We start from the raw sequence: 16,025 nt of genomic DNA on the forward strand, positions 1-16,025 counted from the left end.
TCCTGTTAATCATGTCAAATAAAAATTCAGTGAGTTCAGTGTATTCAGTAGTTAAAAGAAAAAAGATGAAAAATTATCGTGAACTGGCAGCGGTTAATGCAGCAACTTTAGCTTCAAGTGCAGCAAAGCGGTCGCGGAATTCAAGATTGATTTCAATCTTTTCATCCAGTCGTTTGAAATCAGAGTGCATTTCAACATCCAACCGTGCTAATCCTGAATCAATCTTTTCATCCAGCCGTCTGATTTCTACTTTTATTTCTCGGATATCGGCTTTAATCTCTTGTAATTCAGGGACGACCAATTCCTGTAAAAGTCTTTTTACATTAACATTTGGCATAACATTACCTCCTGAAAATAATTATAACAAAAAATATGAATTTTGTCAAGTGGAAAAAAAAGCAAGTTAAATAGCCATTTATTTGTATGTTAATAGTTATTCTTACATTTCTGATTGTTGCGTGTGTTTTTGGGTTTTTCGTTTTGATTGTTATACGACTTCTATCAGGTGCAGAAATTAAAGAAGCAAGTACTTTTGCCGGCGACCAAGTTAAAAAAGTACCGTCAATAAAACAGCTTTTTGCACAATTCGCAGAGAATCCTAAATCCCGCCAAGCACAAAAATTCCGACTGATTTCTTTAGCAATTTTTTTGTTTGTTGGCTATGTTTCTACAAATAATCTATTTTTTACAATTTTATTCGCTATTTTTGGTTTTTTTCTGCCTATAATTATACTGAAACGCGCTGAAACCAGACGAATGGCACTCATAGATAAACAACTATCAGATGGGCTGGTTCTAATCTCTAATTCATTGCGTAGTGGGTTGTCATTTGCACAGGGATTAGAAGTAATTGCACAGCAAGGTCAACCACCATTATCAGAAGAGTTTCAGACGGTAACGCAGGAGTTGAAATTAGGTATCTCTATGGAGCAGGCATTGAACAATATTGCACAGCGGCTCAAAAAATCCAAAGAAATGCGTATCGCAATGACTGCAATCAATATCGCCCGAGAAACCGGCGGGAATATGTCAGAAGCGCTTACAACACTCTCGGAAACCATGCGGAAACGAAACGAGATGCAGGGTAAAATAGATGCGTTAACCGCACAAGGTAAACTATCAGGGCTTATCACAGCGCTGCTACCATTTGTGATGGCATTCTTTATATATCTGATAAGCCCGGAAATTATGATACCGATGTTCACAACTGTTTACGGATACCTCATATTGCTTGTTGTCCTTATGATGATTTCTATCGGCGGCTTATTCATAAAAAAAATTGTAACTATAGATATATAAAAAGGCAATTAAAAATTCAAAATTAAAAATTAAAAATGCTTTCTACCACAATTTTACATTTTACATTTTGCATTTTTAATTGATTTTATTATGGCTTACATCATCTCATTATTTATTGGTGGATTTGTTTTTTTAGCGGTACTTTATTTCTGGCCTAAAAGCGAGATTGTTGATTTAAGTAAACGGTTTGGGCAGAAAAAAGAAACCAGCCGGCTGCTTACCAAATTCTCAAACGCTGTTATAGAAACTACTGTAAAACAGATATCTAAAATAAAATGGACTTGGATTAACAATCAACGGCGTGTGATAAAAAAACAGTTGGATATGGCGGGTAATCCAGCAAATATAACACCTGATGGTTTTATCGCATTCACGATTATATGCGCTTTAGGTGTTTTGATGATGGAGTTGATGTTCATTAAAAAAACCGAAATTATCGTTATGCTTGTTGCTCTATCTGTTGGCGGGTTGCTGCCGAAATTGTTCCTGTCCGATATGATTAAAAAAAGACACCGTTTAATAGTCAGAATACTGCCGGATGTGCTGGATTTGGTTACATTATCAATGGAAGCAGGGATTGATTTTACCGCTGCGTTAGGTAAAGTAATTTCTAAATCTGAAAAATCACCATTGATAGAAGAACTGATAATTATGCAGCAGGGTATCCGATTGGGACAGTCCCGAATGAATGCAATGAAAGATATGATATCGCGAGTGCAGGAACCTAATTTTTCAACCGTGATTACCGCGCTTATTCAAGCGGAACAGTTAGGTTCTTCGCTGGGTCCTGTATTGCGAGTTCAATCAGAACAGATGCGAATAAAAAGGTTTCAACTTGCCGAAAAACTGGCACAACAGGCACCTATAAAAATGCTTTTTCCATTGATATTTTTTGTGTTACCATCAATATTTTTAATGCTGTTCGGTCCTATCGCCCTGCAGTATTTTGGCGGCGCCTTTAAATAAAAGGCAGGTTAAAGGTTAAAGGTTAAAATTTTGGGCTTTTATTTTAATTTATACCTTTAATTTTAACTTTTGATTTATCCCTTTAACCTGAAGTAAGATGGATAAAACATTACATCCTAAAATCGGTATTGTGCTGAAATTAGTAGTTGCACAACTGGCATTCTTCTTTGTGCTGGTTGTTATACTCGGTACAATTATGTATTTCTATCAGAAAGATGTCTTGATGGAACAGTTTTTTGCGAATGCTAAAACAATTGTCCAGAGTTATGCATATGCCTGTGGTGATGCGAAAGAAGCCAAAGATGACCTGCAACTTCTTGCATATATTGACAGGATAAAAAAACTACCGGATGTTATACAGTCGGCTATTTTAGACCCGGAAATGAAAGTCCAAATTCATACTGAAAAAGCAGAAATAGGTAAAATTATGCAAGGTGACCCTATATCAGTCAAAATTGTTACATCAAACGATTTCCTTGTCCAGACATATCCCGGTGTTGGCGGTGAGATATATGTTTTTTCAATGCCGATATTTGTAAATATGAAAAAAGTAGCATTTCTGCGAATAGATTTTGCATCACAAACTATAGGACATATCATGGATGCTTACAGTGAGCGGGCAGTTTTAGTAATAATTCTGATGCTGGCACTTGTCGCAGTCGGTGTTTATGCTGTCTCGTTTAATGTTGGCAAAGGTATTACCGGATTAACAGCGCTTTCAGAAGCGATTGCGACTGAAAAGTTTGATGAAACAGTGTTAAAGAATACAGGCAAAAGGAAGGATGAAATCGGTGCATTAGCAAATACACTAGCCCGAATGATGGAAACAGTCAGAACTAATTATGCTACCTATAAGGAGAAACTTTCATATACACAGCTAAGATTCTACCATTTTTTGCAATCTATCGGCAGATATTTTACAAAAGGTGTTATATTCTTAGACCAGGATAATAAAATCATCTACATAAATACACCAGCATGTGCAATACTTTCTACAACTGCCGATGATAATATAGGCAGACATATCTTAGAAATTAACAAAAATGCTGAACTGATGGAAATGCTTTCTGCCTCGCTAACAAAACCCAACCAGATAATGAAAACAGAACTTGTCAGTTTGAAAACTTCTGCCGCAGTTACAACTGTTCAAGAAGAAACCACAAATGAAGTTATCGGTATTATTATCGTGTTTTATTAGAAACGCGAAACAGACACAAAACATTACGCAGAACAGACACAGAACTATAACGCTGATTTTTATCTGCGTAATCTGTGTTTTCATCTGTGTTTATCTGTGGTCTGACGAAAATGTGGCTATTTACGACGAATCAGACGAATCTCAACAGGTTCAAAAAACCAATTCTATAAAAAAAGAGATAAAGAATCTTTATAGAAGTGCAGAACGATTCAAGAAAAAGAAAAAAATACTATCCGCAGTTGAGAAGTACAAAAAAATACTTGAAATAGAACCTGAACATAAAAAAGCACAATTACGATTGTCGGATATTTATACAGAACTTAAATATAAACTTGATGAAAAGATTTTATACAAAAGCGAAGATGTATATTACAATCAGAGTATACTGTATTTTATAAATGATGATTTGACAGCTGCTATCAACGAGTGGGGCAAATGTCTGGCAATCACACCCGGAAATGATGAAGTAAAGAAATTTTTGAACAAGACAAAAGAGTTACTCGCACAGGAATATCAACTTAAAAAACAACAGGATAAAGAAGCGAAAATAAAAAAACTGCTTGAAGAAGGTATAGAACTGTTTAATGCTGAAAAATACGATGAATCAGCAGAAAAATTTCAAGCGATAATAAAACTTACACCAAGACATATCCTGGCAACATTCTATCTTGAAGAAATCAATGATATAAAAAGCACACCTGCTAAAGCCCAGGTTAGAAAAAAAACTGTACGCAAAGAGCCGGAAGTAATTAAAATTGATTATGAAAAAGCAGACGAATTCTATAACCAGGGCTTGAAAGAATACGCCGCAGGGCATCTCTCGGAAGCGATTGAATTATGGAAAGTATGTCTGAAGTATAACCCTGCACACGAGAAAGCAAGAGTAAATATAGAAAAAGCAAAATCAGCAATAAGGAAAGAATGAGAAAAGCAATTAAAAATGACGCTACGCTAAAATTAAAAGTTAAAAATTATGGATTGTTTTTAGCATTCATTTTTCATTTTATATTTTTAATTTTTAATTACATTTACGGCGTTTGGGCAGACCATATCGTTATATCTGAACTGGCAACAGGCAGTACACATTCGCCTAAAGATGAATTTATAGAACTCTATAACCCTACTGGCAAAACAATAGATATTTCAGAATGGCGGATTCAGTATAAAGGTACCGGTGAAAAACAAAACTGGGTATCCAAAGCAGTAATACCTTCGGATACAAAAATCGCTGCTTATAGTTTTTATCTTATCGCAAATACAGAACCTAATTATTCAGGTTGTAAAGCGGATTTAACAAGAGATTATCCCTGGGGATTGCTTACTGAAGAGGGCTCAATCCGTATAATTGATTATAATGGGCAGGAAATTGATAAAATCGGCTATGGAATAAACGCAATAGAGTGTGAAAATGCACCTGTAGAAAATGATGGTGTAAGTTTAGCAAGACAAAATTATGGGGTTGATACTGACGATAATAAGAATGATTTTGTCGCAACCAAAAAACGAACACCTCAAAACTCTGCATCAATTCCACAGATGCCTGAATCAACTGTCTATTCCGATTCTGCTATCGCCCGACATCCATCCGGTTCCAAAATACATCAAATAAAACAGGAAAAAGAATTAGAATGCGAGTCGTTATACAGGGATGCAAAAGCAGACTGGCGTGATAATAAAATTTTTGATTGTATAGAAAAGTTAAAAAAAATTGGAGAACTAGACCCTAAAAACAATTCTGCTAAAAATGAATTACAGGGAATCCCAAAAAAAATTAAAGAAGATCTTGAAAAAAAGAATTTGGTCGGTCGCGACCAGTTTTATGGCGAGGCAGTATTGTATTATCTTAATAACGATTATAAATCGGCTGCTACAAACCTGAAAAAAATTTTGATACTAACACCTGAAAATGCTGAAATCAAACAATGGTATGAAAAAATAAGCGCCCTAATCCCACCTGAAAAAAATATACCACTTTCACCACCTCCACCAGTAGTTGAAAAACCACAAGCCCAACCACACCCCACCCAACCTAAACCAGCAAAAGTCAAAAAACCTTCTACAACACCTGTTATCTCTCAACCAACCTCTGCCAAAAAGGATATTGAAAAAGCAGAAGAGTACTATAATAACGGCTTGAAAGAATACTCGGCAGGATATATATCAAAAGCGATTGAACTCTGGGAAATGTGTCTGAAATATGCACCCAACCACGAACGAGCAAAAAACGCATTAGCTAAAGCAAAAAAAACATTAAAAAAATGAAACTATACAATCTGACAAAAAACAGAATTGTTATTGATAACTTGAAAATTGCTGAAAAGTTTTCAGAACGATTAAAAGGGCTTTTAGGCAAGCAGAATATAGAACTAACTGAAGGGCTTCTGATAAAAAACTGTAACTGTATCCATATGTTTTTTATGAAGTTCCCGATAGATGCAGTTTTCTTGAGAACGGAACGCAGAACAGACACGGAACATAACACGGAACAGACGCAGAACAAAACTATTTACAAAACGGTAAAAATTCTGTATAATATAAAACCATGGCAGATATGTCTGCCTGTAAGGACTGCGGATTCGGTTTTAGAAATTCAAGCACAGCATTCTAAAAACATAGTTTCAGTCACCGATAAACTAAAAATTATGGAGGAATAGTGAATACAAAAAGGTGGTTATGTGATTATGTGATTAAGTGGTTAGTAAACTTCAGGTGGTTAAGTGGCTATGTGGTTAAGTGGTTTGTATTTACTATTCACTTATCCACTTATCCACTTATTCAATGTCTTTACTGCGAAGGCACACCAACAGTTGTAAAAACAATTACTGACGAATCATCGTCTGACGATTTATCTGCACTTAATGAAATCAATAAAAAGAAAGATAAACTTGTCCATATTGCAGTTGAAGTAGTTGAGATAAAAAATGAACAGGCAAGATTGCTTGGTGTAAAATGGGTTGATACTGTTCGGGTAGGCGAAGTGGCACATACTGAAGAAGGACGAGTGCCTGCTACACTACCGGATATCCCGGCGCTTTTTAAAGTTGGTGAATTTGCACGCTGGACATCGCTTTCTGCGGATATAAGACTGTTGATTGGTAAAGGTGCCGCACGATTATTAGCAAAACCTAAACTGATTGCAAAATCAGAAACAAATGCCTCATTCACCGTCGGTGGTGAAGTGCCATATGCTGTGATGACGCAGGATGGTGGTGTGGATATAGAATGGAAAGAATACGGCACCCGTGTTAATCTCGTTCCGACAGTGCTTGATAATAACCAGATAGGGCTTTCTATCTTTACAGATGTGTCTGATTTAGACGAAACACGCGGTGTAACAGTTTCCGGTATAGACCTGCCTGCAATAATTACACGGAAAGCATCCTCGTCAGTAATTTTGCGAGATGGCGAAACGCTCGCACTCGCAGGTTTAGAGAAAAATTTTAAAGAAGAAATAACCATGGGAATACCGCTTCTATCGGATATACCTGTTTTAGGACATCTGTTTTCACATAAGTATTTTAATGATATAAAAACAACCGTTGTTATATTCATAACACCAACAATTGTTAAAGAAGGTACACCAATAGAAAAAACACCATACTGAGAGAGGCAATTAAAAATTAAAAATGCTTTCTACCACAATTTTACATTTTACATTTTACATTTTTAATTGATTCTATTTATGGCACAGGTAATTGGCAAGAAAAAATCATGTAAAGAGATTTTGGTAGATAAAAAGATTCTAACCGAAGAACAACTATCACAAACTGATGCAGAGTTAAAAAAGAGTGGTGTGCTTTTTCAGCAGGCAGTTGTAGATTTGAAACTGGTTGACAAAGGGCAGGTGCTGAAACTGCTATCATCTGAATGGGCGGTTAAAGCGATTGATTTATCAGTGATGGATATAGACCCGGATGTTGTTAAAATTATACCGAAACAATCCGCAAAAAGATATAATGCAGTCCCGTTTGCAAAAGAAGAAAATATCCTGTTTGTCGCAATGGCAGAACCACGTGATTTGTTCGCAATTGAAGATATAAACTTGAGAACCGGTTTCCAGGTTCAGCCCTATTTAGCACTGCCTGAAGATATAAAAAATGTGCTTGATAAAGTCTATGGGGTTGAAGAAGCAGTTGCAATACCTGAAGTTGAAGAAGAAAGCGAAAAAGTAGAATCTGTTTCTGCCGCAGACCTCGGCGAGGATGCCAAAGAACTTACCGCAGAACTTTTAGCAGGCTTAGAAACTGGCGACGAAGTCCAGGTTGATAAGGGTATGGAAGAGGCAACCGATATTATGCAGGTAGATACTTCAGCGCCTGAAGTTGAAAAATTAGTGAATGCGATAATTCTGGAAGCAATCCGGCTGAAAGCGTCTGATATACATATTGAGCCGTTTGAGAAACGGCTGCTTGTAAGATTCCGCGTGGATGGTCTATTACGGCGTGCATCGTTTAAGATACCTTTATCGTTCAAGCAGGCACTTATCGCGAAAATAAAAATTATGACTGGTTCTATGAACCTTACAGAACGACGCATCCCACAGGATGGCAGAATTCAGGTAAAAGCCAAAGGTAAGCCGTTAGAATTCCGTGTGAATATAGTGCCGACTGTTTACGGTGAAAGCGCAGTAATGCGAATCCTTGACCGCTCCGGCTCGTCTGCAAAACTGGAACAACTTGGTTTCTTGCCGGATACAATGGAGAAATTTCTGGCAGCGCTTGAAGTGCCTTACGGGCTGATACTTGTTTGCGGTCCCACAGGCAGTGGGAAATCATACACGCTATCCGCTGCACTTGCCGCTGTAAAAGATCCGGCAGAAAAAATACTGACTGCTGAAAACCCAGTTGAATACAATCTTGATGGCGTTATGCAGGTGCCGGTCAACCCTGACTTAAAAATGGGCGATAAGGTGTTTGATTTCGCAATGGCGCTGCGCGCATTCTTACGACAGGATCCTGATGTAATTATGGTTGGCGAAATCCGCGACCAGGAAACTGCACAGATAGCGATGGAAGCCGCAATGACCGGGCATTTGGTGCTGTCAACACTCCATACAAATGATGCACCATCAGCAATTTCGCGTCTATCAGAAATGGGTGTTCATACATATCTTACTGCGAATACTGTTGAGGCGATTCTTGCGCAGCGGCTTATCGGGACACTCTGCAAAAATTGTAAAGAACCTGAGCCGAGTCCACCTGATGATTTAAAGAAAGCACTGGATGACCATAAAATTGATTATTCAAATGCGACATTTATGAAACCACATCAAGGTGGCTGTCCCAAATGCGGCTCTCGAGGTATGAAAGGTAGAACCGCAATCCACGAACTATTAAAAATGGACGATGAGTTGCGTCGGTTCTGTATAAAAGAGGTATCAGTCGGGCCTATCAGAGATATGGCAAAAAAACACGGGATGCGAACACTGGTTGAAGATGGGCTTGTAAAGGTTACAATGGGAATTACAACATATGAAGAAATAATGGCAGCCGCCACATAGAGGCAGTGATAAACAAGTGGATAAGTGGTTAGTGGTTAGTAATGTCATTGCGAGAGCAATCCATCACTTAATCACCTAATCACTTAATCACTTAATCACTGATGTTAAAATGCCCAAATGCCCTAAATGCGGGTTCATATTCAGGTCTGATAAATGTCCCCGCTGTGGAATAACTGCGGATACCAAAATTGAACCGCTTGTAGAGAAAAAACCGGAACCAGCTGCGGTTTCTATGAAAGATTCCGAGTATACTGACTTTTTTGAAATAGCCAAAACAATCGCGTCTACATCAGATGTTGATGCGATACTCAAGAAAATAGGTGCAGCTGCAGAAAAATTTACAAATACAATGGCATCTTCTATTATGCTGTTAGATGATGACAAAAAAAATCTGTATTTCAAAATAGCCAGTGGCGATAAAGGTGCGATACTGACAAAATTAAAAGTGCCCGTTGGCGAAGGTATTGCAGGCTGGGTTGCCCAGCATTGTGAGCCACTTATTGTGCAGGATGTAGCAAAAGATACGCGATTCACCGGCAAAATTGATTCAGAAAGCGGGTTTGTAACAAAATCAATACTATGTGTACCGCTGATTGTCAATACTGAACTCGTCGGTATCGCAGAGGTGCTTAATAAAATTGATGGTTCGCCTTTTACAGAAACGGATAAATCAATACTGATAGGGCTGGCTAATTTCGCTGCAGTCGCTATTGTGAATGCAAGAAATATATCAGACCAGCAGAATTTTTTTGCGAATGTTTTTGAAATACTCATAAATGCGTTTGAATCAAAAGACCGACGGTTTTCAGGACATTCATTCAAAGTGGCACAAATCTCTACCGCAATTGCCCGAGAACTTAAAATAGAAGGTTCACAGTATAAAGATATCTATTACGCAGCAATCCTGCACGATGTCGGCTTCATAATTCAACCTGAGTATTCTATTGTAGAACACCGCACTGATAAACTCCATCCTGTCAATGGCTACGAGATGATAAAAAATATAAATCTGCTGAAGAATTCTGCAGATTTAATAAAATATCATCACCTGAACTATGATGGTTCCGGTTTTCCAGAAGGGCTCAAGAAAGACGAAATCCCACTCGGTAGCCGTATCATTTCGCTTGTAGAATCAGTTGAAGATATGCATCTCGCTGGGATATCAGACGCCAAAATCAGACAGAATATAGAAACACAAAAAGATATCAAATATGACCCCGTCATAGCGGATATCTATTTGAAAATCAGTGAATAAAAGCAGGTTAAAGGTTAAAGGTTAAAGGTTAAAGGTTAAAATGTTCTGCTGTAATTTTAATTTTAACCTTTAATTTTAACCTGTCATTTATACCTTTAACCTGATTTTTTTTATGGATTTAATTGAAGAAATCAATCGGCTTAAAGTAGAAAAAAAAGCGGTAATCCTATCACATAATTATCAACTACCGGAGATTCAGGATATCGCTGATTTCGTTGGTGATTCGCTAGAATTATCACGAACCGCAGCCGCTACAAACGCAAAAATTATTGTATTTTGTGGTGTTCATTTTATGGCTGAAACCGCCAAGATATTATCACCAATGAAAACAGTGATTCTGCCTGATTTAAGAAGCGGCTGCCCGCTTGCCAATATGGTTAGCACAGAAGATGTCCAAAAACTGCGTCAGCAACATCCGAATGCTACATTTGTCTGTTATATAAATACTTCCGCAGATGTCAAAGCAGAATGTGATATATGCTGTACATCCAGTAATGCAGTAGATGTTGTCAATAGTGTCAACACGGAAAAAGTGGTGTTTCTGCCCGACCGAAATCTCGGTAATTATGTTGCTAAACAGACCACTAAGAAGATGATAATCTACAATGGCTTCTGCCCAATACACGAGAATCTCAAAAAAGAAGATGTTGTTGGACTAAAAAACCAGTATCCTGATGCTAAATTTGTTGCACATCCGGAATGCACTGCGGATATTTTAGAACTTGCAGATAAGGTTGCATCAACCAGTGGAATAATAAATTATGTAAAAACTAACCTGGCAAAACATTTTATTATTGGTACTGAAACAGGTATTCTGCATCGGCTCAAAAAAGAGAATCCAGATAAGAATTTTATTCCCGCAGCCCCCACAATGTTCTGTCAGAATATGAAATACAATAACATTGAATCGCTTTATAGTGCACTTGATAACGAGCAACCTGAAATAGAAGTGCCTGAACAAATCAGAGAAAAAGCATTCTTAACAATAGACAGAATGCTCAAAAAGAGTTTAGAGTTTAGAGTTTAGAATTTGTAGTATCCCGGGCTGTTAGCTCAACCGGTAGAGCAGGTCCCTCTTAAGGACAAGGTTACAGGTCCGACTCCTGTACAGCCCAATAAATATTGTAGTTTCACGCCCTTGGCGTGCTTGGCGTGATTGTATTGAAATTCCTCGTACATTTAAGCCTACCCCTTAAGGGGTAGGCTACAGAGCTAAATTGAATAGAAAATGAAAAATTACAAATTAAAAATTAAAAATGTAATGTTGAATTTATTCCAGTTAGGTAGATGTGCCCTTAAGGCCACACTACTATTTGCTATTTGCTATTTGCTATTCTCTGTCGTTTATGCGGGCAATCTTTTAACAAATCCAGGGTTTGAAGCAGCTGTAAGCAATTGGGTTGTTAGCCCGGAATGGTTAGCATCAGAGACAAATGCATATGGTGCTGAGACCTCAACAAGACATGCAGGTGGTTATTCGCTTTTTGTAACTACAGAACCTGCTATCAGTGACAACTACGGATTGTATCAAAATGTCGCAGTTACACCAAATGTCAGATACAATCTTGCCGGTTGGGTTTGGAATAATTCTATTACTGATATTCATACTGGCTTGGGCTTGTGTTCAGGTGGCGGTGGGTTCTACAATGTTGCACCGGATGTCTCTAATTCTACAACTACTACCAAAAACTCTACACAATGGCAATTCCTGAATATGTCAACCCAAATCCCGCAAGGTGTCGCAAATGTTGGTGTGAATGCATATATCAGGATGAACCCAGCGCTAACGACAAGTTATTTTGACGATCTCTATTTTGGTATCCCAAGCACGCCGTCTGTACTTAGCCAGTTTACAACCAGTAGCGAAATTACAACAATGCAATGGACAAATTCAGCAGTGATAATTACCTCGTTTACACAATCAGGTTCTGCAGCGGGTAATTTAAAGTTTCATCTACAGGTCTCGTCTGTAACTACCGCTGATAACCCTGACTGGTCTATAGTATTTCTAAACTATACTTCCGCATTTATACCAGAAGGAACAACAAACTATCAATTGCCTGGTTTGACAGATAATGGGACATATTGGTGGCGTGTCTGGAGCGAGGATATCAATGGTGTTACCAGCTCTACTTCAACAATACTTCATACCGGCAGTGTTGCCAAGTTCGGGTTTGATAATAAAAAACCAGCAGGTATTTCAGATTTGACAACTTCAATCTCAGGTGTGCTCCCTGACGGCGCAATAAAATTGAGTTGGACTGCACCAGGCGATGATGAAAACACAGGGCAAATAATAAATGGTAGATGGGAGATAAAATACAGTTCAATCGGGATTATTACGAATACAAATTATGACAATCCACCAAACCCAACTTATACAGTAAGTATAGATACTACTAACATCAACCCGCTATTCACTATCTCATATCTCATTACCGGGCTTATCCCGGCTACTACATATTGGTTTGCAATTAAGACAAGCGATAAAGCAGGCAACTGGTCTGTATGGAACTCATCAGCGGATGTGCCAACAGTCAATACTTCTGCATATGCTCGTGCGAAAGATGCGACACTTCCAACCGTAAAAATAACATATCCTACTAATAACTTAATCACTAACAACTTAACCACTATTTCCGGAACCGCTAATGATAATATCAGTGTATCAGATGTTCAAATAACAATTCGGAACCTGGCTAAACCTTCAACATATTGGAACGGTGCTACATGGGTATCATCAGCAGTATGGTTGCCTTGCACACTTCATCCATCCTCGTGGACATATACTGCACCTGATTGGGTTAGCGGCTCGTCTTATACCATCGTAGCAAAATCAAAAGATTCATTTGATAACTGGTCTACCGCATACTCAACCGCTACATTTACATATGATAATACCCTGCCAGGTTCTGTAGTTGTCTACCCAGCAAATGGTTCAGAAATCAGTTCATTATCCGTAATTTCAGGCACTGCATCCGATAATGTTGGTATCGCCAATGTCCAAATTACAATCCAGCGAGTAGATAATTCACAATACTGGACTGGTGGTGGCTGGAGTTATTCTGAAACCTGGCTGACTGTTTCCAGCACCTGTCAATGGCAATACTGGCAGTATACAGGGCTTACAACTGTTAATCTGCTACATAGCGCTTCATATCTGGTGGTCTCGCGTGCCCAAGATACCGCAGGTAATACTGAGGTATCTACTACCGGACAAAGCCAGTTCACATATAGAGATACTATACTGCCTGCTGCTATCAGTGATTTAACAGCGCTTACAGGACCTAACGAAGGCGAGATTATTCTGAAATGGACTGCGCCGGGGGATGATGGCACACTTTATGGGATTAGTAATGGACAATACATAATCAAATACTCGCCAACAGCAATAATTAAAAGAACTAATTTTGAAATTGCACCAAATGAACTTCTAATATCTACATCCTATCCAACAGCACTTGTTCTCCATACGCGAACACTGACAGGATTGACAGGTGGCACGTCATACTGGTTTGCAATAAAGACAACTGACGAAGCAAATAATACTTCAGTTTGGAACTCGTCTGCGGATGTGAGTGGTGTAAATACAGGCGCATACAGAAATGCACAGGTGGATTTTACAGCACCTGCAAAAATTACTACTTTGAAATCACAACCAGGCACAAAAGAAGGTGAAGTGCTGCTTACATGGACCGCGACAGGCGACGATGGAACCGTCAACACAGTTTATGGTCAGTATCAGGTTATCTATTCTACTCATATTACTATGCCTTGGTATAATTCTAGACATTATTCTACTTACTGGTCAACTACTACACAAGCAATGGAAAAACAAAGTAGAATAATGACAGGGCTGGTCCCTAATTTAACATATGTTTTCTGGGTTCGGCTCTACGATGATAGAAATAATGTGAACGGTGAGGTAGACCAGAAATCAACCACCTGCCAGCCACAGATAGATAATATCCAACCTGCACAAACAACCGATTTAACTGCATTAGGTGGGCCAAACGAAGGTGAAATTATTCTCCGCTGGACTGCACCCGGTGATGATGGTACCGTTGGGACAATAACAAATGGCAAGTTTGAAATCAGATATTCCGCTTCCGACCCTAACCTTTCTACATTTCTACCTATCTACCTTTCTACCTCCTCTGTCATTCCACTCACTACTCGCTATTATACAATTACTGGTTTAGTACCCGGAACTACTTACTGGTTTGCACTCAAAACACAAGATGATATACCTAATACTTCATCAATTTCTAATACAGCATCTGCGAGTGCGACCGATTTTGTACCATCCGCACCACAAACGCTTGTAGCAGTTGCCGGGAATTACCGAATCATACTAAACTGGCAAGCCAATCCTGAAATAGATATTTCAGGCTATAATGTGTATCGGGCTAAAAACCCAGGCGGACCTTACTCAATAATTATAAAAAATGTTAGTAATAATCAATATGACGATGTCCTCACAGGCGTCGGAAAGTATTATTATGTTGTTACTGCATTAGATTTAACAGGACATGAAAGCAGTTATTCTAATGAAACAAGCACAATATCGTTTGCACGGCTGCCTTTAGCACCTGCCGGAGTAAAAGGTACCCTGAATAATAACGGTAGTTTTACGATCACATGGAGTTCTGTTACCAAAAATATAGATGGAACTAATTGTGATGACATAATTGGCTACAATATCTATTCAGCAAGAGCATTATCAGGTCCGTGGGTTAAACAAACAATGGTTGATAAAAATACTTTGAACTGGACAGATACACAAATAAACTCAGGCTTGATGTATTATTTGCTCCGAACAGTTATTGCCGCAGGTGTTGAAAGCGAGAACGCTATTATTATCAATACTTTGGCAGGCAACGATTTTGTGATGTTGGAAACAGATGAGCAGAATAATTCAGTAGTTGAGTTGAATATACCTCAAGCAGTTAGTAAAATTTTAATCAAAGCCGAAAATCAATATAACGAAGATATCATAATAGATATAGATAGAAAAGAATATGAAGAAAACACTACAGACATATATGTGTATGAGTTCAGAGCAATAAAAGCAGAAACAAATGAGCCGATAGACAATTTTGTATTCCCAGAACCTGTAGAATTAGCATTTTATTATACACCTGATAAATTGGCAAAATTAAATATCTCAACAGCAACCGCAAAAAACCAACTTGCATTATACTGGCATAACAGTGTCGCATGGACACAAATAGGCGGTACTGTAGATACTACACTACAGAAAGTAAGTATCCATATTACACATTTGAGTAAGTACAAACTTGCACAGGCACAGCGAACAACATCGTTTGGGAGTTTGCAAATTGTACCACCTAAAATTTTTACACCAAATAACGACGATAAATGGAATATAATAGAATTCTTTTTTGAGAATCCTGAAAAATTAAGTGTAACAGGTAAAATATACGATATTACAGGTGCGTTTGTTAGTGACCTGAAAATCGGCAGTACTGATAATTCGCTACTCTGGGATGGGAATTATGCTGATGGTGAAAAAGCGCCCAGTGGCGTGTATATCTACCAAATCCAAACAAGCCAGAAAGTATTCAACGGCACCGTGGTGGTCGCAAGATGAATAATTACAATAGATGGTTGGGTTATACTTTCCATCTTTCCATCTTTCTATCTTTCTATCTTCCTACCTGCCTCTATGCTGATTTTGAACTGGTCGGCAGAGGTGTGGGGACTGCACGAGCTTTTGCACTAAATAATGCATTTACCGCAATCGCGGATGATACTAATGCGATATTTTATAATCCAGCAGGGTT

13 protein-coding genes and 1 tRNA gene are annotated in these 16,025 nt (G+C 38.3%); 13 read left to right on the forward strand and 1 reads right to left on the reverse strand.

Annotation, left to right across the window (positions count from 1 at the left end; genetic code table 11):
* Positions 1–73: 73 nt before the first annotated feature.
* Positions 74–337: a hypothetical protein gene (locus tag AB1349_02480; GenBank protein MEW6556202.1), complete on the reverse strand. Its 264-nt coding sequence runs from the start codon at positions 335–337 to the stop codon at positions 74–76.
* A gap of 86 nt (positions 338–423) precedes the next feature.
* Between AB1349_02480 and AB1349_02485 the strand changes: the two genes are divergently transcribed.
* The 13 genes from AB1349_02485 to AB1349_02545 all read left to right on the forward strand — a co-directional run.
* Positions 424–1,299 (forward strand): type II secretion system F family protein, encoded by an 876-nt coding sequence (locus AB1349_02485; protein ID MEW6556203.1) that lies wholly within the window; start codon positions 424–426, stop codon positions 1,297–1,299.
* A gap of 90 nt (positions 1,300–1,389) precedes the next feature.
* Positions 1,390–2,265, forward strand: coding sequence for a type II secretion system F family protein (locus AB1349_02490; protein MEW6556204.1), 876 nt, complete (start codon positions 1,390–1,392; stop codon positions 2,263–2,265).
* Between the two features lie 97 nt (positions 2,266–2,362).
* Entirely contained in the window at positions 2,363–3,463 is a 1,101-nt protein-coding gene (locus AB1349_02495; GenBank protein MEW6556205.1) for a hypothetical protein, read from the forward strand.
* Positions 3,464–3,575: 112 nt separating this feature from the next.
* Positions 3,576–4,388, forward strand: coding sequence for a hypothetical protein (locus tag AB1349_02500; GenBank protein ID MEW6556206.1), 813 nt, complete (start codon positions 3,576–3,578; stop codon positions 4,386–4,388).
* Positions 4,385–5,725 (forward strand): lamin tail domain-containing protein, encoded by a 1,341-nt coding sequence (locus AB1349_02505; protein MEW6556207.1) that lies wholly within the window; start codon positions 4,385–4,387, stop codon positions 5,723–5,725. Before AB1349_02500 ends, AB1349_02505 begins: the two co-directional genes overlap by 4 nt.
* On the forward strand, positions 5,722–6,117 hold the full coding sequence (locus tag AB1349_02510; protein ID MEW6556208.1) for a DUF192 domain-containing protein: 396 nt from the start codon (positions 5,722–5,724) through the stop codon (positions 6,115–6,117). Before AB1349_02505 ends, AB1349_02510 begins: the two co-directional genes overlap by 4 nt.
* Entirely contained in the window at positions 6,117–7,067 is a 951-nt protein-coding gene (locus AB1349_02515; protein ID MEW6556209.1) for a hypothetical protein, read from the forward strand. The genes AB1349_02510 and AB1349_02515 overlap by 1 nt, the downstream gene beginning before the upstream one ends.
* 78 nt (positions 7,068–7,145) lie before the next feature.
* A complete protein-coding gene (locus AB1349_02520; protein ID MEW6556210.1) occupies positions 7,146–8,963 on the forward strand; it encodes an ATPase, T2SS/T4P/T4SS family in 1,818 nt (605 codons plus the stop codon).
* A 109-nt stretch (positions 8,964–9,072) separates the two neighbouring features.
* Positions 9,073–10,218 carry an HD domain-containing phosphohydrolase gene (locus tag AB1349_02525; GenBank protein ID MEW6556211.1) on the forward strand — a complete coding sequence of 382 codons (1,146 nt, stop codon included), beginning with the start codon at positions 9,073–9,075 and terminating at the stop codon, positions 10,216–10,218.
* A gap of 112 nt (positions 10,219–10,330) precedes the next feature.
* Positions 10,331–11,245 (forward strand): quinolinate synthase NadA, encoded by a 915-nt coding sequence (gene nadA, locus AB1349_02530; GenBank protein MEW6556212.1) that lies wholly within the window; start codon positions 10,331–10,333, stop codon positions 11,243–11,245.
* A gap of 15 nt (positions 11,246–11,260) precedes the next feature.
* A tRNA-Lys gene (locus AB1349_02535) sits at positions 11,261–11,333 on the forward strand.
* 113 nt (positions 11,334–11,446) lie between these two features.
* The gene (locus tag AB1349_02540; protein ID MEW6556213.1) at positions 11,447–15,832 is read left to right on the forward strand and encodes a hypothetical protein; all 4,386 of its coding nucleotides are present in this window, start codon (positions 11,447–11,449) and stop codon (positions 15,830–15,832) included.
* Positions 15,829–16,025: hypothetical protein (locus tag AB1349_02545; protein ID MEW6556214.1), on the forward strand; the 197-nt coding region annotated here is incomplete at its 3' end. The genes AB1349_02540 and AB1349_02545, both read left to right, overlap by 4 nt.

This window comes from Elusimicrobiota bacterium, assembly GCA_040757695.1.
Classification (GTDB): Bacteria; Elusimicrobiota; UBA8919; order UBA8919; family UBA8919; genus JBFLWK01.